Genomic DNA, 18,005 nt, shown 5'->3' on the forward strand with positions numbered 1-18,005 from the left:
CGGCTAACCTCCGGACTCACGCGCCGCCGCCAGGGCGTCGAGGGTGCGCGCGTCGGTGACCTCGAGATCGGCCCACACCAGGTGGTGGTCGCTATCGGTGGCCACCACACCACGGTCCACCGTCCGGAAGTCCGCGGAGGAGTAGATCTGGTCCGGTGCGCCGTCCCAGCCCGGGACGGTCCTGGCATCGGTGTCCAGTGCCGAGCTCATACCCATTTCGTCGAAGATCTCCCCGTACACTGCGGCCGGGCGATCGGTGTTGAGGTCCGCGGCGACCACCGTCGGTCCGTCGACCAGTCCGCGCACCGCGGAACCGATCTCGCCCGCGTGGGCGGCGCCGGCGCCTTCCTCGTAACTGTGCCCGAAGAAACCCAACGGAGTCGGATGCAGATTCACCACATTGATACCGCCCACGGTGACCCGCTGTGCATACCGGTCGTAGGGTGGCACGGACCGGCCACCCACGCGCAGATCGAGCCTGGTGATCGGCAACTGTTGTGCCCGTTCGTCTCCGATCGGCAGCCGGCTGATCACCGCCAGGCTCAAGGTCTTGCCCTCGCTGATATGAGACGGGCACATCGGAGTTTCGAAGACATGGGGAATGCCCAGCAGTTCGGCCAGCTTGCCGGCGATCGATTCACCGCCGCCGATCTCGGATTCCTGCACATTGATCACATCCGGCCGCAGGCGTCGCAACTGCTCGGCGAAATACGGCAGATCGACGTCGTCGTAGTCGAACGCATCCGACGACAGCGAGCGTCGGCCGCCCGCGATATTCCAGGTCACCATTCGGAAGGGGCGGCGCGGATCGGTTCCGGGTGGTGGCGTACCGAGGCGTTGATCCGGCAGCGGTGCCGCTGAATCATCCGCATCGAAGACGGGCAGCTTCCCCCGGTCCGCCTTCTGTAATTCGCCGAGTCCGTCCCCGGTGTGCCGACCGAACAACCGCACACCGCTTTCGGCTGCTCCGGCGAATCCATTGACGGCGCGACTCACCTCGCGGGCGAGCCTGAGCCTCAGCTGCGCCATATCCGGCCGGATCGACAAAAGCGCTCCTCGAACCGATCACCGCCGACGCCCAACAGTATTCCGTACGGAAGGGATTCACGGCAGTTCGGATCCCCCGGGCAGATCCGATGCCGCTCACAGGCTGCCGGACATCCTCCCGTACACCACCAGCAGGATCACATTGAGCACCGACAGGCACAGCAATGCCAGCCACTGACGCATCCGGACCTTGCGCACCACCACGAACGACGCCGTGACACCCAGAGCCCCGGCCACGCAGTACCCGGCTTTCCAGCCGAAACCGTCCGAGGTCAACCCGAGCACACCGGTGAACGACGACAGGACCAGAGCCGCGACCATTAATTCGTTGCGCAGCGTTCCCTCGTCGAGGAGCGCACCGAGCCGCTCTATGGCGGCACCCGCGCCACCGGAACGTCTCGCGCGACGTGTATCCCCCATGAGCACCCCTTTCGCCTGCTGCCGCGCCTCACGCGACAGGTCTGTGTCTGCCTTTCGGTCCGGAATACGAGGTATCGCCGCGCACCGCGGCGCCCACACCGCCGGTCACAACACCGGGCAGGCGGAGCCGAGGTTCAGGCCGGAGCCGACCTCCACCCGGAGAGACTGTTCGCCACCGAGGTTCACGGCGTGCAGTTCGTGCGTACCGGAGACCTCCGGCGTCCATTTCGCGGTGACGGTGCCGGAGGCGCCGACGCGGATGGCGCCGGGCGGATCGAACGAACCCTTCTGGCTGTCATAGAAACTGACGAACTCACCGGGTTCGGCCGTGGCCTTCGCGGTATAGGTGCAGTGGGTGCCGTAGGGCGCGGGCGAGCTACCCGTGCCGCTGCCCGGCGCCAATTCGAATTCGGTGATCGCGGCGGGTGCCGCGGGTGCGGTGACCACGAACGCCACCGTCAGTGCGCCCATGGTCGACGCGGCGATTGTCGCGGTCCTACGAAAACGATGCATCAACGACCCTTTCCAGTGCCAACGGATCGAACGAACTGCTGGTACCACCTGGCCGAGAGTGCTCGACCGGAAACGAGCGGAATGCCGAGCCGGATATGCCGCGCGCGTACGCGACCGGCGGAAACGCGACCCTCACGCTACCCGCCCGCCCCCGCGGAATCCGGCGCTTCCGAAGATTTCGTCCCCACTGGATCGGCGAGCGCCGTCGGCGTAACCGCAGGCACCGCACTATTTCCCCGGTGTCCGCGGCCCCGTGCGGGCACCCGCGCTACCGTCTGGACATGAGTTCTTCGCACTGGACCGCGGCCGACCTGCCCGCCTTCGACGGCCGCACCGTGGTCGTCACCGGCGCCAACAGCGGCGTCGGCTTCGGCACCGCCACCCTGCTGTCCCGGGCCGGCGCGCATGTGGTGCTCGCGGTCCGCGATATCGGCCGCGGTAACGAGGCGGCACGCCGGATCGGCGGCAGCAACGAGGTGCGGCGGCTCGATCTCGCCGACCAGGAATCGATTCGCGAGTTCGCCGACGAGTGGGCGGGTGAGATCGCGATTCTGGTGAACAACGCCGGGGTCGCGATGGTGCCCGAGGGCCGGACCGCGGACGGCTTCGAAATGCAGTTCGGCACCAACCATCTCGGTCATTTCGCGCTCACCAATCGACTCCTGCCCCACATCACCGACCGCGTCGTCAACCTGGCTTCCGGTGCGCACAGAGTGGGATCCCTCGACTTCGACGACCTGGACTTCGCCAAAAGTGGCTACGGTCCCGTGAAGGCCTATGGCCGTTCCAAACTCGCGAACCTGCTGTTCACTCTCGAACTCGAACGCCGGCTCCGGCAGGCCGGGTCCGCGGTCCGCGCCATGGCGTCGCATCCCGGATACGCGGCCACCGAACTCGGTACCGCGAACCGCAATAAATTCCTGGTCGCCGTTGTGCACCTGGCCGGCCGCTATCTCGCCCAGACTCCGGAGCAGGCAGCCCTGCCCACGCTCTTCGCCGCGACGCAGGACCTGCCGGGCGCGAGCTACGTCGGGCCGGACGGTCGCGGGGAGATGCACGGGTACCCGACACTCGTCGGCCGGTCGGCGCAGGCCAGCGATGTGCGCGCGGCACAGCGGCTCTGGGAGGTCTCCGAGGAACTCACCGGCGTCCGGTTCGGATTGTCCTGATCCGCACGCGACTTTTCCACGGTGCCCGGTGCGTGGCGGCCGGACCGTAGCGGCCACCCGTCGGTGGCCGGAGGCACGGCGCGGCATCATCGATCCCGTGGTGTCCGGCGCAGCACCTCGAGGTAGGCCACTGCGGCTGCTCGCTGCACCGGCACCGCCAGCGGGCCGACCAGGCGCATGTACCGGGTCGCGGGGCGGGAGAACGCGGTGACCACGCCGTACACGGTGCCGGTGGCGCGGTCGTACTCGATGGCGAACAGCTCTTCCCCGCTCACCGGGTGTCCCGGCAGAGTGCCGTAGGCGAACCCGATCCGGTCCGGTTCGTCCAGGACGTACACCACCCGGCACGGCGCGCGCAGCCCGAACCGGCCGATACCGAGCCGGACGGTGACCACGGTGCCCGGCTCGGCCACCGGTGTTCCGGCTTCCCGGAGAATTCCCAGCCCGCGCTGTATCCGATAGCGCAGGACCGCCGCGCCGAACCGCCGGAATTCGGCTTCCCCGGAAGCCAGCGGACGACGAACCCGTAGGTGCCGGTATCCCGGCGGCAGCTCACCGCGGGTCGCGCCGATCTCGGAGTAGGTGAACGCGGGACCGTCCGGCGATTCGCTCATACTCTGATCCTCGTCGTCGCGGGGCGTCGACGCGAGACCGGCACTCCGGAGCGACCGGCCGCACCGGAGCCGCGCAACCCTCCCGGTCGGCCTGCTACCGGAGCGAGCTGCCGCCCCGGGCCGCGCATGGTCGCGACCGCCCGACCGCGGAAACGACCTACCGAGCGGGGAGCGTGACCGGTTGTGCTCGGCCGACCGCAGGAACGAGATACCGGGCGAGCAGCGACCGGATTCGATCGGACGGGCAGCCCGACCGGCTCTGGTCAGCCGACCGCGGGAGCGATCGGCGCGCTGTTGCGCCCATGCCCCCGACCGCTGAGTTCGGCATCGAGAGTCTCCTGGGCCACCCGCATGACTTCGGCATACACCGGTTCCCGCAACCGCCGCCACATCTCGTCCTCGGGGACCTCCTCGACGGGAGCGATCACCCACCAGATATTGCCGAAGGGATCAGCGACCCGCCCACCGCGCTGCCCGAACGCATCGTTCGCGGGCGGGGTGACGATCCGCCCGCCGGCCGCCGTGGCCTTCGTGATCGCCTCGTCCGCGTCGGGCACAAACACGCGCAGCAGACTCGGCAGCACCGGCCAGTCCTCATGGCGGTCGAAGGCGAGGACGACGGTGTCGCCGATCCGTATCTCGCCGTGGCCGATCTTCCCGTCCGCAGTCGATACCCGGCCGAGTTCCACGCCGTCGAACACCTGGGTGACGTAATCGAGGAAAGCCCCGGTGTCATCGGTGACAACCCACGGCGCAACGGTGGTGTAGCCCGCGGGCTGGGTGTGTTCCGGCATTTCGATCCTCTCGCTCACATTCGGTACGACCGTGACGGTAGAGGCGATAGCGGTCGGAAACCGTCCTCAAAAGGGACTCCGGGGACCGACTCGCGGTACCTCGGCCCTATGAGCTCGAGCCCGCACCTCGAGAAGTGATTTCGGCACGAAGCTCGGCCAGGGCGCGGGTCAGTTGGTGGATACCGGGAGATTCGATCGGGTAGTGACCGGCGCCGGCGAGCACAGTGAGCTTCTTCGGGGCGGCGATACGTTCGAAGAACAGCTCGCTCAACGACAGTGGCGTCCAGGTGTCGGCGCCGGGATGAACCAGCCACACTGGGCAGGCGGTGAAGTCCTCCGGTTCGACGTGCGGCACCGAGGTGAGATAGGTCCGTAGGAAGCCCAACGGCATACGAACTCCACCGCCGAGGGGATCGGTGGAGACCAGACGGGTAAGCGCCCAGTTGCCGGACATGGCCGGCATATTCGCCATCCACCGGATCGGGACCCGGAGGTCGTCGACGGCGGGAAAGAGCAGCCGTGTGCCGTAGCGGCCGAGCCATGGGTGGCGGGCGATCGCACTACGCACCTGCGGCGATCGCGGATCGATCAGGCAGGTCGCCACAACCGCGGCGGCGAGACCGGTCCGTGCCGCGGCTTCGTAGGCCAGCATGCCGCCCATGCTGGCGCCCAGGAGCACCAGCGGCCGGGGGTCGGCGGCGTGCTCGGTCCGGACCAGGCCGGTGAGGCAGTCCACCCAATCCGGGTAACGGATACCCCGGCGCGTGGGAACCCGTGTACGGCCGTAACCGGGGAGGTCGGGCACCACCACCTCGAAGCCTTGCCCGGCCGCCAACGCCGCGAACGGCCACACCGCCCCGGCGTGCCCGCCGGCACCGTGCACCAGCAACATCCGGACCGGGGCCTCGGCCCGGACGATACGTTCGATGTGCACGCGGTGGTCACCCCACTCCCACCACGTCCGATCCGGCCGCAGCGCGGGTTCGGGTTGCAGGTCGGTGGGCAGAAACGCCAGGTAGGAGCTGTGCATGCCATAATAATTCGAGTAATCCTCGGTTTTGACAACTCGACTTCGGGACCCTATGTCCACTCCACGGAAAACCCCGCGCCAGCAGCGCTCGGAGTTCACCTTCGACGCGATCCTGGACGCGGCTGCTCGACTTTTCCAGCAGCTCGGCTACGCGGCGACCACCACCAACAAGGTCGCCGAACTGGCGGGCGTCTCGATCGGCACGCTCTACCACTACGTCCCCAACAAAGACGCCCTGCTCTACGCACTCGCCGACCGCCACCTGCGCCAGGCCACGGCCGCCCTGCTCACCGAAACCGCATCCTTGCGTTGCGCGGGGCCACCGCTCGAGGAAACCGTGCACCGGCTGATCACCTCGGTCGCCGACCTACACCGTATCCAGCCGCAGATGCACCGGTTGTTGTTCGACCGATCACCGCGCACCCCCGAAGGTCTCGCCCGGCTGCGCGAACTCGAGCAGCGTCTCGCCGCCGAAGTCGCCTACCACCTGCGCCGCCTCGAGGTCGGCGGCCCCGACCCCGACTTGAACGCCCTACTGTTCGTGCAGGCCGTCGAAGCCCAGGTCCACGGGGCGGTCCTCGACCCGCCGGAGGGCAGAACCACAGACGAGTGCCTGGCGGCCGTGATCGCCTTCTGGACCCGGTCGCTGCGTGATCAGCGACGGCCGACCGGATCAGCCGATTTCCGCGGCGGTGAGGGTCGTCGCGATCCGCCGCCGGCCAACGCCCGGCGCCTCGGCCAGGCCGGAGGCGGTCGGACCGAAAGCGCTCGGAACACGGCTTCAGCCGAATCGGAATCCGAAAAGTCGAACGTTTCGCGTCGTCAGAAGCGTTCGTGATCTTCGCGATAGTCGCTGAGGGTGCGTTCGAGCAGGCTGTTCAGGTGGGCGGACAGTTCAGCGGTATCAGTGGGGATGGCGTGGACCCTGGCAGTGGCACGGACGCGGTAGCGGCCATCGGGGTAGTCCATGATGTGGAAGTCCCGGGCCGCCGCCGGTCGGTGATCGTAGGCACCACCCGGGTAGACGGCGATATGGGCGACCGTTGAGCGGGGGCGTTCGAAGAAGCGGTGGGCGGCGTCGCGTGCAGGCGGGGCCGTGTCGTCGAAGAAGGCCGTGAACGGCCGGTCGGCCGGTGCGTCGATTTCCGCTCGATCCATTCGAATCTCCGGGCCGCTGCCCCGGGGCACATCGGGGAAGGCGGCGAGGACGCGGCGGGTGAGGGTGTGCGCGGAGACGAACGCTATCCGGACGTGGCCGCCGCGGTCGGTTTCGGCGGTCGAGTCCTGGGTGACCAGTACAGCGCCTCGGCCGGCGACGGCCGCGTGCATGCGCACCTGAGCGGTAGCATCGGCTTCTGCGCGTGGCAATACGGGACGGGCCGCGCCCGCGAATCCGGCAACCTCGATCCGCGCCTCCGGTTGCACCAGTATCCGGAGCGGGCCGTAGAGGTCTTCGTCGAACACAGTGCGCAGCCGAGCAGCTGCGGCCTTATAGGCGTGCTCGTAGGCGGCGGCGGTTTCCTCGACCGATCGGTAGCGCAGCGGATAGGGCAGCACGTCACGGCCGATGGCATGCCAGAGCACCGTGAATTCGAGCGCCGACAGGTTCCAGGCGGTGCGGGTGGAATCCACTCGCTACTCCCCCAGGACGGGCGGCACGGTTTTCCGGCGGTGTTCCGGGTCGAGGCCGGTCAGCTCGTCACCGTGCTGCTGAGTGACCAGCGCTTCGGCTATCGCGGACTTCTGCTTCTCCTTGTCGTCCTCGCCTTTACCGCGGGAGCCGGGCGGCATCATCGCACCAGGCGTCGCACTGCGACCCGATGCGGTGCCGGCACCGCTACTCGTGACCGCCGCGCCGGGCCGGCCCACTCCGGGACCGTCGACCGTACGTCCCGGTATCGGTGCGGCGGGGACGCCGGGACCGCCCGGAGAGATACCGACCGGACTGCCTGGACCGCCGGGAGTGGTGGCCGGGCTACCGAGCGGGCTGGCCGGTCCGGTGGGCACGCTGACACCAGGTCCGGTGGTGGACGCGGTAGTCGTGTCGAGTCCTGCCGGACTCTCGGTCGTGGCGCCCGGGTCCGCCTGTATCGGGGACGGGATCTGGGTTTCGTCCGAGTCCTGTTCGCTGGTTCCGGGCGTGGTCGCGGACGGTTGGGCGCCGTCGTCGGAGGTCGTCGAAGGCTGCGTCTCGGTCGAGGTGGAGCCGGGTGGGACCGAACTCGGCGGAACCGGGCCGGGAGCGTCGGGTTCGTGAACAGGGTTGTATGCCAACGGGATACGGGGCTGTCCCGTATCCCCCTCCCGGATCCCGGGCTGATAGACGCGTTCGAGCACGGAATAGGTGGCGAGTTCGGCGGCGCTGGTGCGGTCGCTGTCCATTTTCCAGCTGGGCCCCGGCACCCAGCCGGCGACGGTGCTGGCCCAGCCGGTATCGGGTGCGGGCTGCACATTCTGTTTGGTCACCTCGACCGCGGATTTCACGACGCCGACCTTATCGGCCACGATTTTGGTCCCGGCCACGAGATTCTGTGCCTTCGTCACATAATCGGCGATTCCGCCGGCCGCCGCCGCGGCCGAAGCCCCGCTCCACGACTCGGCGATGGCTTTGCCGATAGCGGGCCCGAACTCGTTCAACCCGGTCTCGAGTTTCCCGGCCCGCGCGATCCACATCTGATGCAAGGTGTCCATGGCAGAGACGTCGATAGACTGAGCTTTCCGATACAGATCGTCCAGATCCTCGCTGCGCACATTGCCGAACATCTGTTCCGGGATTCGAGGGTTGTGGAATTCGCCGTCGAAACTATTGTCGGTGAGGTCCTGAATACGATTCCGCGCGGCAATGGCCTCGGGACTCTGGTCCCCGTACGCGGCAGCCAGCGCCTGCGCGGCGGCATCCATATCCGCGGCCCCGGCGACCACGGCGCCCAGCGGCCCCCGCATCGCCAAGGCCCCCAGATTCACGATCACTTCACCGAACGACGGCAAACCGAACATCCCGCTCCCCCTCAGCCGACCTGATTGTAATCCTGCGAGTTGCTGGAGTCCTGCTCCTGCACACGATCCAGCGAAACCTGGATGGTATCGGCCATCAACTTCAAGACCTGTATGTGATCGCGGAGGGAGGTAGCGAGATCGCCGTCGCCTGTCGAATCCACTGCTTTCAGTCCGAGTAGCCGGGCAAGTTCCTGGCCGCATGCGAACTCGCCGAGGCCGCTGACTCGTGCCATCTGCCCAATTCCTTGCAGGCACTCCTGATAGACACCGATCTGGGCTTCGATAGCCGTACGACATCCGACCGCCACCGATTCTTCGAGATACAGTTGCCCAGACTTCGCCTGATCCGACAAAAATTGCCACTGGGTAATACTGTCCTCAACACTCATCGTCCCCTCACCCCCTAATTCGCCGGAAATACCGGCACCAGCACTTGCGCCGCTGACAATGCGATATCACAAGGATCTCGTTCATCCTCGGTAAGTACCGTTTTGTAGATCGATATCTCTATGGACTGGCCGTTTGCAGGGAAGCTCAAATAGCATATTTCTTCATGACTATCCTCTGCACGTTTGAACCGTACTCCTAAACGGCTGGCAGCCATGACGTCAGCAAAGTCGATGTTGTTCTGATCCTGCTTGGTTTCCTCGATGCTGTGGGTTGTCGCCCAGACGCCGAGCGCATAGTTCCAGCGGACAGCCCTGTCATGCCATGAGCACAACTTCCAGCCCTCGACGTTCTCCACCCCCGAGATCGTGTTGTCCCGAGTTGACGGGTCAACCCCGGCCTGCCGCAACACATCGTCACTGATCTGCGTGCACGGGTCCCACAGCGCTTCAGTCGCCACCGCATTCGTGGTCGTCGCCGGCGCCGCCGACCCACCGGTGGTCGCATCACAGCCACTTACCGCCAGCACAGCCCCTGCGAGTGCCGATACAGTCGTCACTGCCGTCCGTCGTCCCACCACTGCTCCCATCGGCCGCCAGTCCTCCGCTCACAGTCTATGACGCGCCCCAGAGCACGGCGGTTCCGCCGAACGCCATCGGAAGATGCCGCGCGCACGGTTGCGACGGTGCGTGCGTGACGAAATCATCGGTAGCCTTGACGGCCTCGCGGGAACCGCCGTCGAATTTCTCAGTGATGGCGTGTCATGAGCGAGAGACGAATCCACCCGCACGGAGTTCGGTTGCGAAGACATCCCACGCTCCTGGTGCGAACACCAGGGCAGGTCCAAGTGTGTTCTTCGAATCCCGCACCCCGACCCGACCATCCGTCAGCCACGCAACCTCGACACAATCGGTCTGCCCACTACTGTGACTGCTCTTGAACCACTTCGCTCCGGATAGATCCGTCTTCACGCTTCATACTCCTTCGCAATGTGCCTGAGCAGTTCTCGCGATCGCACTTGATCGTGTGCTGCGCTTCGGATTACCGAAGCAAGCTCATCGTAACGCCGCACATCATCACCGTTCTCAAGATAGAGATCGGGTTTCCCTACACCTTCGAAGTAGACCAGCGGCGGCTCGACTGGCCGCCCTCGAGCATCGTTGCCGAACGCGAGGATCACGAACGGTCCATGCAACAAACCCTGCGCGCACCCTGCGCTGTACGGATGAATCCTGATATCGACGTTCGGACGCTTGCCGACCTCCGCCAAGTACCGAAGCTGCTCCGCCATCACCTTCGGACCGCCGACCATACGATGTAGCGCCGATTCGTGCAGCAGCAGCTCGAGCCGCACCGGGTCGGCCTTACGGGTCACGATGGACTGGCGCTTCATCCGCAACTCCACCCGACGTTCGATGTCGTCCGGGCCTTCTTCCCGGTAGAAGCTGCTGATCAGCGCCCGCGCGTAATCGGGTGTCTGCACCAGGCCGAACACAATCTCCTGATACGAGACCAGTTGCCGCGCTGACGCGGACAGCTCCACATACATGTTGAAAGTCGGGTCACTGTAGAGTCCCGCGAACGCCGTGTACCACGACGTCACCTTCGCCTGTTCTGCCAGGTCCAATGCCCGCGCCACCTCCGCGCGCGGTACTTCGTACAGCTCGCACAGCGCCCGCACGTCCACCGCGCGAACCTTTTTCGTCTTGGCGGCCTCGATGCGCTGTAGCGCCGCCTGACTCAACTCCACCAGAGTGGCGGCCTTCGCCAGGCTCAGGCCGATGGCCTCCCGCTGTTCGCGTAAGAACCAGCCCAGCTGTCGACGCGGCAGAGTCGACGGTTCCGCCCCCTCGTCAGTGGTCATGCTTCTTCCTCCGTTCGAGAAATCGAATCATCGAGCACCCCGAAATCGAATCATCACCGGACCCGGATTCGAATCTCGTTCTGGGACATCGCATCAATTGGGTTCGAACCGGCCGATTCGGCTTGGACCAGCGTATATCTCGTGGTTCCCTGAGTCAGGCGTTCGGATGACAACGAGAAACCGGGCCGCCATCACTGTCCGAGCACAGCCGAGACGGGCTCTACTCGCGACCACCTCCGCACCGCACACGCGCCGTCCGGAGGGTCGCGTCCGCACGCATACCCATCGACCACTGCATCTCCGGGAGGACCGATGCCGTACCCGCATGCCCATACCCCACCACCACAGCGCGTCACCGTCGCCATCGGTGTCGTGCGCACCGAGATCTCCGGGGAGCACGCCCCGCGCCACGCCTACGAAATACGACGGCACGCCCGCACATCCGGCTACCGCTACCTCTACACCGTGCGGCCACCCTCCGACGAGCCCGACCCGCTCACCTACGTGCGTGCCCTCGCCACCGCCCTCGGGGCCGAGGTGATAATTGCTTTCGACCTGGGCCAGGTCGACGACCGGCCGGGATTGCTCTGCGACCTCGGTTACCGGCTGGAAACCGTCTGCCCGCCTGCGGTGTGGGCGCCGAGTGTCCCCACGTCCGGCACCGGGGGTGCGACGAGATGACGCCCTGGCACGTGGTGTGCACCACCGCTCTCATCGTCGCCCTGTGCGGGTCGGTGTCGATCGCACTCGTGTGCGTATGGCCCGCCGAACCGCCCCCGCGACCGCGCCCGCGCACCCACCCACACCACCGGGTAGCCACCGTCCCGGGTCCCATCGATTGGACCTGTGCGCTACCCCGGGCGGCTCTGAGCCCGGAAGACGCACACAACGCCGCGCGCCACCACCTCGAACACGACTGTCCCCGCAAACGCGCGGCGTTCGCCACCCTGGTTGCCTACGGCTGCATCACCCCCGACCCCACCCGCCGGCCGTATCGGCGGAAGGTTCCGGCGTGAACCACGTAATCGTCACCGGAGGAGCCGGTTTCCTCGGCTCACATCTGTGCCGCCGTCTCCTCCGCCGCGGCGACCGCGTCACCGCAATCGACAACTTCAGCACCGGGCATGCCGCGAACATCGCCGACATAACCGGCCACCCGCGCTTCGCCCTGCGACCCACTGACACCACCGCCTTCAGCGCATTCACCGGCCTCGACGAGGCCACCCATATCGTGCACCTCGCCTATCCCGGCAGCCCCGGCTCCGGCGCCGGGGACTCCGCGGCAGTCCTGCGCGCGGCCTGCACCGGAACTCTCGCCGCACTCGACCTTGCCGCGGCCCACGACGCCCGCATAGTTCTCGCTTCCGGTCCCGATCCCGAAAGCGAACCGGTGCGCAGGCGCCGAGCCGCGGCATTCGAAGCCCACCGAACCGGCCACCACCTGATCGAAACCGCCGCGCGCCACGACCGACGCACCGATAGCGGCATCGTCCGGTTGTTCGAGGTCTACGGGCCGGGCCTGCCGCCGGGCGACGGGCGCGCCACCGCGACGATCTGCGCCGCCGCTCTACGTGCCCAGACCCTGTACTTCCCCGATAATTCGATACGGTCGTTCGTCTACATCACAGATGCGGTCGATGCTTTCGTCTCGATGCTCGACACAGATATTCGTGGCCCGATCGATATCGCCGGACCCATGCTGGAAGTTCGCGAATTCGCCCGCACCGTCATCACGCTCGCGGGCACCGGCTGGCTGGAATGCACCTCGTCGGTTGCCGAACCCGGCACCGCCGCCCCGAATCTCGGCCGCACCCGGGACAGCATCGGCTGGCGACCCACCACCGATCTGGCCACCGGCATACACCACACACTCGACTGGATGCGCACCTTCGTAGGGGAGGCCCGGCCGCCTCGATCGGACGCACAGGTAGATTGAAACCATCCGATGCTCGACGAGGCACGATCGACGTCACCGCCGCGAACGAACGGCGCCGGCCGATGGCGATGGCGGCCAGGATGAGGAAGTGGGGGGCGATGGCGGAAGATCTGTCCGTGCGACCGGAGGATCTCGACGGACTCGCGACGACGTTGAACCAACTCGCCGCGGAAAACACCCGAGCCGAATCATACATCCGGGATCATATCGATCTGTCCAGCGACCAGGCCGGTTTGATGTACGGGCGGGTGGCGGAGACGATCCAGCAGGTACGGGAATCTCTCGAAACGAACTACAGCACATTGGGCAACCTCACATCGACTTCGTCCGATGAACTGACCAGGACCGCGCAGATGTATCGGACAACCGACGGATCGACAGCCGCAGCACTGGACAAGACCTACCCTGGAAAGAAATGAATTCGGAAGCCCCCGCAGAGGAACTCGCCGATCCGGCCGCAGGCGATCCGATGCCGGATCCACTGGAATTGTTCCTGAACAACAATGTGTATTCCCTGACCTACTGGGCCAACTATTTCGTTGTGAAAACCATCGGAGCAGACCCCTTGACCTGGGCCACGACCCAGTTCTCCGGGGACTGGGAGCAGATGCAGCTCTCCGCCAACGCGATTCGCAACCTGGCGTCCTACAACTCTTCCTACTCCCGTACGCTCGGTGAGTCGGTCAAGGGTATCGACTCCTGGCGCGGGAACGCCGCCGACTCCGCGCGGGATTATTTCGACCGGCTCGAAACCACCGTAAAAGATCAGGCTCCTCCGCTCCGCGATATAGCGACCCAGATCGAGGAATTCTCGCTCTCTTCGTATTACACAGCGCAGGGCGTTTCGTTCCTGATCCAGGGAATATTCGATACCGCCGTCATTGCGATCATCAAAGAGCTGGCGGCCATCGCCGCGGCGCATACCGGTGTCGGGGCGACCGCGGCTGCGATACTGGAGGCGTCGGTGGTCGCGGACATGATCAAAATGGTGGCTCTGTGGAATCAGGTGCTGTCGAAGTACGCCACGTATATCACTGCCGGTGAGACAGCGATCGGGATGATACTGAACGGAGTCGCCACCCTCCAGTCCGAAGATATTCCGCCACTTTCCGAAACCGCCTACGACCACCCGGGAGTGTGACGTGGCAAATCCGGAACCGATCTTCGATGTTGCCCGGGGCGATGCGGCCACATCACGGCAGCTCGGCGCCGCGCTGCGCACCCTGGCCGAGAACACTCGGGACCCGGCGCTGCGCGCGCTGACCCAGGACGTGCTCGGCGGCCGAATGGGTGTCCGCGATTTCGCCCGCACCGAGGTGATCAGCAAACTACTGGACTCGGCCATGCCCGCCATGCTGAAACGAATCGAAGCCCTGTCCGACGAGGAGCGGGAACTCCTCGCCGAACAGGGCCGGGCAGACCTCGAACGGTACCGCCAGCAGTCGGCCGAGAAACCGGACCCCACCCCGCGCAACTCGTGGGGAACCGAAACCACACCCCAGCCGTGGGCGACACCCGCGGCGGAACCGGAGACCGGAACGAACCCGGTATCACCTCCGTCCGCTGGTGGAACACGCCGTCGAGGAAGAGATGTGGTCGTCACACCGGACGAACCTGACGACGACGACCTCTATTTCGAACATCGGCGGCGCCACGGGTGGCTCGAGTAGGACGCGATCACAATGCGGAAAAGAACCGGATTTCGCGCCGCAACCGACGTCGAGATCGCCCTACGGCGGTATCGCGGGCCGATCGGCGTGGTCGAATATCGACGGCGCACCGATTTCTCGGAAACTCCGCTGCCCCGATTTCTGGAGGTCGCGCAGGAGCTACCCGACCGCTGCGCCCGGCACGGGCGCGCCGCGGTGGAACATATCGACACGCAGCTGCGCCTGCACCAGGGCGCACGCGGACAGGTGGAGAGCACCTGGTGGTCGTCCTACCGCTGGAGCCTCACGCGTTACCGCGAAACCCCGACGACCACCGTGCACGTGCACGGCCGGTGGCCACTGTGCCGATCCTGCGCGCGACTACGCCGCGTACTCACCGCGCTCGCCTACTGCCTGGGGCTGGCCGGACCGATCGCTCTGTGCGTGTTCTTCCTCGCCGCCCAGGCCGGGGTGGTCAGATCGGTATCCCTCCCCGTGGTCTTCGCCTTCTTCCCCGGCTGGTTACCGTGTGCGCTGGCACTGGCGCTGACCCTGTACACCCGGGGCCGACGACCGGCCCGGGTACGCCCGATGACCAGCACAGCGAACATCATCGTCCGCGCTCATCCTGATTTCGCGGCCGCCCTCGGCGCCGGACAGCCGACTCCGCCCCGGTAGTCGTCCACAAAGCTGTAAACTTCATCGGGCGGGTCACTACAACCGAGGCCGGGTGGCCGACGCTCATGTGGTCGGTGACGCCAGGGCTCACCCACCCGAGATATAGGCCCATCACGCCGTCGAGCAGCACGGCTTCGACCCGGCTCGCGGGACGCGTTCGCAGACAGCGGGCGGTGGGTCAGTGCTGGAAGATCTCGTCACGGCCGTGGCCGGCGCCCGGCCCGGGGTGCCGCACGAGAGCAACGCCGAATAGGCCGGCTCAGCCCGGCCCGTCCCGCCCCGGCCGGGCTTCCAATGCCTCGTGCAATGTGACCGCCCACTGGTGGACGATCTGTTTGCGGCGGGCCGAATCGTCGGTGAGAACATCGGCCAGACCGAGTCCGCGCGCCAGATCGAGGGTGGCTTGGACGAGGTGGTGTGCGACCGGGTCGGAGTCGTCGACCCCCAGCGCCCGGACGGCGCGACGGTGGGCGCCGCGGCCGAAGCGGGCTTCCAGCGGGACGATACGTTCGCGGAGCGCCGGGTCGGCGGCGGCGTGGGTCCAGACCTGGAGGGCGGCTTTGAACAGCGTGCTGGTGTAGGACTCGACCAGCCCGGCCACCACGGCTTCGGTGCGGGCCAGGCCGGGTTCGGTGACCACCGCGGATACCGCCTGGTCGGTGCGGGTGTCGAACATGTAGGTGAGGGCGGCGGTGATGAGGTCTTCGCGGGTCGGGAAATGGTGCTGGGCCGCACCTCGGGACACCCCGGCCCGTTCGGCGACCACCGCCACCGTCGCCGCTGCCCAGCCCTTCTCGGCCAGGCAGTCGATGGTCGCCTCGAGGAGCCGCTGCCGGGTGGCCCGGCTGCGGTCCTGTTTGGGTTCGTGGGGTGTCGCCATAGCGGCCTATTCTGCCGAGGGCGTTTCGAGGGCCGGGACGGCCCAGCGGGGCGGGCGGCGTTGCAGGAACGCGGTCATGCCCTCGATCACTTCCTCGGTGCCGAAGAAACTGCCCGAGCGGGCCGCCAATTCGTCGGCGGACTGATCGAATCCGGCCAGGATCGGCGCGGTGGTGAGACGTTTGCTCTCCGCGAGGCCCTGGGGGGAGGCTTTGCGCAGTTCGTCCAGTAGTTCGGCGGTCCGGGCGGCCGGATCGTTCGTCGCCAGGGTGATCAGGCCGATCCGCTCGGCGGTATCGGCGTCGAACTTCTCACCGGTCAGGAAATACCGGTCCGCGGCACGGGGGGTCAGCCTCGGCAGCAGGGTTAGCGAGATGACGAAGGGGGCCAGACCGAGCCGCGCCTCGGTGAGCGCGAAACTGCTGGACAGCCCGGCGACGACGATATCGCAGGCCGCGAGTAGACCCATACCGCCGGCCCGCACATTGCCGTCCACCCGGGCGATCACGGGTTTCGGGAGTTCCAGGATTGTGCGCAGCAGCCGCACCATCCATTGCGTACGGATATCGGAGGCGGCGGCAGGGTCGGCGTCCACCGCTTCCTTCAGATCCGCTCCCGCGCAGAAGGTATTGCCGGTATGGGTGAGGACCACGGCGCGCACCTGCGGGTCGGCGGCGGCGCGTTCCAGGCCCGCCAGTAGTTCGGTAACCAGGCGCGAGGAGATGGCGTTGCGGTTGTGCGGGGAGTCGAGGGTGAGGGTGGCGAACCCGTCCTCGACGGTGTAGTCGACGACCCGGGTCTCGGTTCCGGTCACGGTGGCCCTGCCTTTCTGGGTGGGCCGGGGACGACGCCCGGACCACCGGTGGTCAGTAGGACTTCGGCAGGCCCAGCGAATGCTGCGCGACGAAGTTGAGGATCATTTCCCGGCTCACCGGCGCCACCCGCGCGATCCGGGCCGCGCCGAGCATTGCGGCCAGGCCGTATTCCGAGGTGAGACCGGAACCGCCGTGAGTCTGGATAGCCTGGTCGAGCGCCTTGATACTGGCCTCGGCGGCCGCGTATTTGGCCATATTGGCGGCCTCGGCGGCGCCCATCTCGTCACCGGCGTCGTAGAGGGTGGCGGCCTTGAGCATCATCAGCCGGGCCAGTTCCAGTTCGATCTTCACTTGCGCCAGCGGATGCGCGATGCCCTGGTGCGCGCCGATCGGGGTCTTCCAGACGGCGCGCTCGCGCGCGTATTCGACCGCGCGGTCGAGGGCGTAGCGGCCGACGCCGACCGCCATGGCGGCGCCCATGATCCGCTCCGGGTTCAGGCCCGCGAACAGCTGCATGAGGGCGGCGTCCTCTTTACCTACCAGGGCAGTGGACGGCAGCCGGACATCGTCGAGGAACAGCGTGAACTGGTGGTCCGGCTCGATGATGTCCATCTCCTGCGGGGTCTTCTCGAACCCGGGCGCGTCGGTGGGGACGATGAACAGGGCGGGCTTGAGCTTGCCGGTCTTGTGGTCCTCGGTGCGCGCGACGATCAGCACCGCCTCGGCCTGGTCGACACCGGAGATGAAGATCTTACGGCCGGTGAGCAGCCAGTCGTCGCCGTCGCGGCGGGCGGTGGTGGTGATCTGGTGCGAATTGGAACCGGCGTCGGGTTCGGTGATACCGAAGACCATCTTGGCCGAACCGTCGGAGAGCTTGGGCAGCCATTCGGACTTCTGCTCGTCGGTCCCGTACTTGGTGATGATGGTGCCGCAGATGGCAGGCGAGACCACCATGAGCAGCAGGCCGGCGCCCTGCGCGGACAGCTCCTCCATCACCAGCGCCAGTTCGTACATCCCGGCGCCGCCGCCCCCGTACTCCTCCGGCAGGTTCACGCCGAGGAAACCCAGCTTCCCGGCCTCGGACCACAGTTCGTCCAGCGGTTCGTTCTTCCGCGCCCGGGGCAGCACGTAATCGCGGTAGTTGTACTTGGCGGCCAGCGCGGCCACGGCGGCGCGCAGTTCTTTGCGTTCGTCGGATTCGATGAAGCTCATT

The 18,005-nt window shown here is 66.7% G+C and carries 24 protein-coding genes; 9 read left to right on the top strand and 15 right to left on the bottom strand.

Features of this window, described 5'->3' with window-relative positions:
* Positions 1-3: 3 nt before the first annotated feature.
* From NGR01S_RS18425 to NGR01S_RS18435, 3 genes are all read right to left on the bottom strand, one after another.
* The gene (locus NGR01S_RS18425; protein WP_063038407.1) at positions 4-1,047 is read right to left on the bottom strand and encodes an endonuclease/exonuclease/phosphatase family protein; all 1,044 of its coding nucleotides are present in this window, start codon (positions 1,045-1,047) and stop codon (positions 4-6) included.
* Positions 1,048-1,143: 96 nt separating this feature from the next.
* Entirely contained in the window at positions 1,144-1,467 is a 324-nt protein-coding gene (locus NGR01S_RS18430; protein WP_157107314.1) for a hypothetical protein, read from the bottom strand.
* A gap of 105 nt (positions 1,468-1,572) precedes the next feature.
* Positions 1,573-1,980: a hypothetical protein gene (locus NGR01S_RS18435; RefSeq protein ID WP_157107315.1), complete on the bottom strand. Its 408-nt coding sequence runs from the start codon at positions 1,978-1,980 to the stop codon at positions 1,573-1,575.
* A 275-nt stretch (positions 1,981-2,255) separates the two neighbouring features.
* Between NGR01S_RS18435 and NGR01S_RS18440 the strand changes: the two genes are divergently transcribed.
* Positions 2,256-3,149, top strand: coding sequence for an oxidoreductase (locus NGR01S_RS18440; protein ID WP_218020789.1), 894 nt, complete (start codon positions 2,256-2,258; stop codon positions 3,147-3,149).
* A gap of 86 nt (positions 3,150-3,235) precedes the next feature.
* Here NGR01S_RS18440 and NGR01S_RS18445 read toward each other — a convergent pair whose 3' ends face one another.
* From NGR01S_RS18445 to NGR01S_RS18455, 3 genes are all read right to left on the bottom strand, one after another.
* On the bottom strand, positions 3,236-3,763 hold the full coding sequence (locus tag NGR01S_RS18445; RefSeq protein ID WP_063038415.1) for a DUF1990 domain-containing protein: 528 nt from the start codon (positions 3,761-3,763) through the stop codon (positions 3,236-3,238).
* 263 nt (positions 3,764-4,026) lie between these two features.
* The gene (locus NGR01S_RS18450; protein WP_063038417.1) at positions 4,027-4,557 is read right to left on the bottom strand and encodes a VOC family protein; all 531 of its coding nucleotides are present in this window, start codon (positions 4,555-4,557) and stop codon (positions 4,027-4,029) included.
* Positions 4,558-4,663: 106 nt separating this feature from the next.
* Positions 4,664-5,587: an alpha/beta hydrolase gene (locus NGR01S_RS18455; RefSeq protein WP_063038419.1), complete on the bottom strand. Its 924-nt coding sequence runs from the start codon at positions 5,585-5,587 to the stop codon at positions 4,664-4,666.
* Between the two features lie 52 nt (positions 5,588-5,639).
* Between NGR01S_RS18455 and NGR01S_RS18460 the strand changes: the two genes are divergently transcribed.
* Positions 5,640-6,425 (top strand): TetR/AcrR family transcriptional regulator, encoded by a 786-nt coding sequence (locus NGR01S_RS18460; protein ID WP_084481331.1) that lies wholly within the window; start codon positions 5,640-5,642, stop codon positions 6,423-6,425.
* Here NGR01S_RS18460 and NGR01S_RS18465 read toward each other — a convergent pair.
* From NGR01S_RS18465 to NGR01S_RS18485, 6 genes are all read right to left on the bottom strand, one after another.
* Positions 6,410-7,219: an ESX secretion-associated protein EspG gene (locus tag NGR01S_RS18465; protein WP_063038421.1), complete on the bottom strand. Its 810-nt coding sequence runs from the start codon at positions 7,217-7,219 to the stop codon at positions 6,410-6,412. The genes NGR01S_RS18460 and NGR01S_RS18465 overlap by 16 nt on opposite strands.
* A 3-nt stretch (positions 7,220-7,222) precedes the next feature.
* Positions 7,223-8,584 (bottom strand): hypothetical protein, encoded by a 1,362-nt coding sequence (locus NGR01S_RS18470; protein ID WP_063038423.1) that lies wholly within the window; start codon positions 8,582-8,584, stop codon positions 7,223-7,225.
* Positions 8,585-8,595: 11 nt separating this feature from the next.
* Positions 8,596-8,973 (bottom strand): hypothetical protein, encoded by a 378-nt coding sequence (locus NGR01S_RS18475; RefSeq protein ID WP_063038425.1) that lies wholly within the window; start codon positions 8,971-8,973, stop codon positions 8,596-8,598.
* 14 nt (positions 8,974-8,987) lie between these two features.
* Positions 8,988-9,530 (bottom strand): DUF3558 domain-containing protein, encoded by a 543-nt coding sequence (locus tag NGR01S_RS18480; protein ID WP_169811928.1) that lies wholly within the window; start codon positions 9,528-9,530, stop codon positions 8,988-8,990.
* A 202-nt stretch (positions 9,531-9,732) separates the two neighbouring features.
* Positions 9,733-9,942, bottom strand: a complete 210-nt coding sequence (locus NGR01S_RS30325; RefSeq protein WP_084481338.1) for a DUF397 domain-containing protein — start codon at positions 9,940-9,942, stop codon at positions 9,733-9,735.
* Positions 9,939-10,835 carry a helix-turn-helix domain-containing protein gene (locus NGR01S_RS18485; RefSeq protein ID WP_063038429.1) on the bottom strand — a complete coding sequence of 299 codons (897 nt, stop codon included), beginning with the start codon at positions 10,833-10,835 and terminating at the stop codon, positions 9,939-9,941. Before NGR01S_RS18485 ends, NGR01S_RS30325 begins: the two co-directional genes overlap by 4 nt.
* 312 nt (positions 10,836-11,147) lie before the next feature.
* Between NGR01S_RS18485 and NGR01S_RS18490 the strand changes: the two genes are divergently transcribed.
* The 7 genes from NGR01S_RS18490 (at position 11,148) to NGR01S_RS18520 (ending at position 15,098) form a co-directional block, all read left to right on the top strand.
* Positions 11,148-11,516 carry a hypothetical protein gene (locus tag NGR01S_RS18490; protein ID WP_063038431.1) on the top strand — a complete coding sequence of 123 codons (369 nt, stop codon included), beginning with the start codon at positions 11,148-11,150 and terminating at the stop codon, positions 11,514-11,516.
* Entirely contained in the window at positions 11,513-11,851 is a 339-nt protein-coding gene (locus NGR01S_RS31580) for a hypothetical protein (RefSeq protein ID WP_063038433.1), read from the top strand. Before NGR01S_RS18490 ends, NGR01S_RS31580 begins: the two co-directional genes overlap by 4 nt.
* Positions 11,848-12,771 (top strand): NAD-dependent epimerase/dehydratase family protein, encoded by a 924-nt coding sequence (locus NGR01S_RS18500; protein WP_063038435.1) that lies wholly within the window; start codon positions 11,848-11,850, stop codon positions 12,769-12,771. The genes NGR01S_RS31580 and NGR01S_RS18500 overlap by 4 nt, the downstream gene beginning before the upstream one ends.
* A 98-nt stretch (positions 12,772-12,869) precedes the next feature.
* A complete protein-coding gene (locus tag NGR01S_RS31585) occupies positions 12,870-13,190 on the top strand; it encodes a type VII secretion target (RefSeq protein WP_063038437.1) in 321 nt (106 codons plus the stop codon).
* Entirely contained in the window at positions 13,187-13,912 is a 726-nt protein-coding gene (locus NGR01S_RS18510) for a hypothetical protein (RefSeq protein WP_063038439.1), read from the top strand. The genes NGR01S_RS31585 and NGR01S_RS18510 overlap by 4 nt, the downstream gene beginning before the upstream one ends.
* A 1-nt stretch (position 13,913) precedes the next feature.
* Positions 13,914-14,441: a hypothetical protein gene (locus NGR01S_RS18515; RefSeq protein ID WP_063038441.1), complete on the top strand. Its 528-nt coding sequence runs from the start codon at positions 13,914-13,916 to the stop codon at positions 14,439-14,441.
* A gap of 12 nt (positions 14,442-14,453) precedes the next feature.
* Positions 14,454-15,098, top strand: coding sequence for a hypothetical protein (locus tag NGR01S_RS18520; RefSeq protein ID WP_063038443.1), 645 nt, complete (start codon positions 14,454-14,456; stop codon positions 15,096-15,098).
* Positions 15,099-15,357: 259 nt separating this feature from the next.
* Here the strand turns inward: NGR01S_RS18520 and NGR01S_RS18525 are convergent, their stop codons facing one another.
* Genes NGR01S_RS18525 through NGR01S_RS18535 form a run of 3 tightly spaced genes read right to left on the bottom strand, consistent with a single transcriptional unit; the run spans position 15,358 to position 18,004 of the window.
* Positions 15,358-15,978, bottom strand: coding sequence for a TetR/AcrR family transcriptional regulator (locus tag NGR01S_RS18525; RefSeq protein WP_063038445.1), 621 nt, complete (start codon positions 15,976-15,978; stop codon positions 15,358-15,360).
* 6 nt (positions 15,979-15,984) lie between these two features.
* Entirely contained in the window at positions 15,985-16,791 is an 807-nt protein-coding gene (locus tag NGR01S_RS18530; RefSeq protein WP_063038447.1) for an enoyl-CoA hydratase family protein, read from the bottom strand.
* A 52-nt stretch (positions 16,792-16,843) separates the two neighbouring features.
* On the bottom strand, positions 16,844-18,004 hold the full coding sequence (locus NGR01S_RS18535) for an acyl-CoA dehydrogenase family protein (protein ID WP_063038448.1): 1,161 nt from the start codon (positions 18,002-18,004) through the stop codon (positions 16,844-16,846).
* Position 18,005: the final 1 nt, after the last annotated feature.

It is taken from the genome of Nocardia grenadensis NBRC 108939, from assembly GCF_001613445.1.
Classification (GTDB): Bacteria; Actinomycetota; Actinomycetes; order Mycobacteriales; family Mycobacteriaceae; genus Nocardia; species Nocardia grenadensis.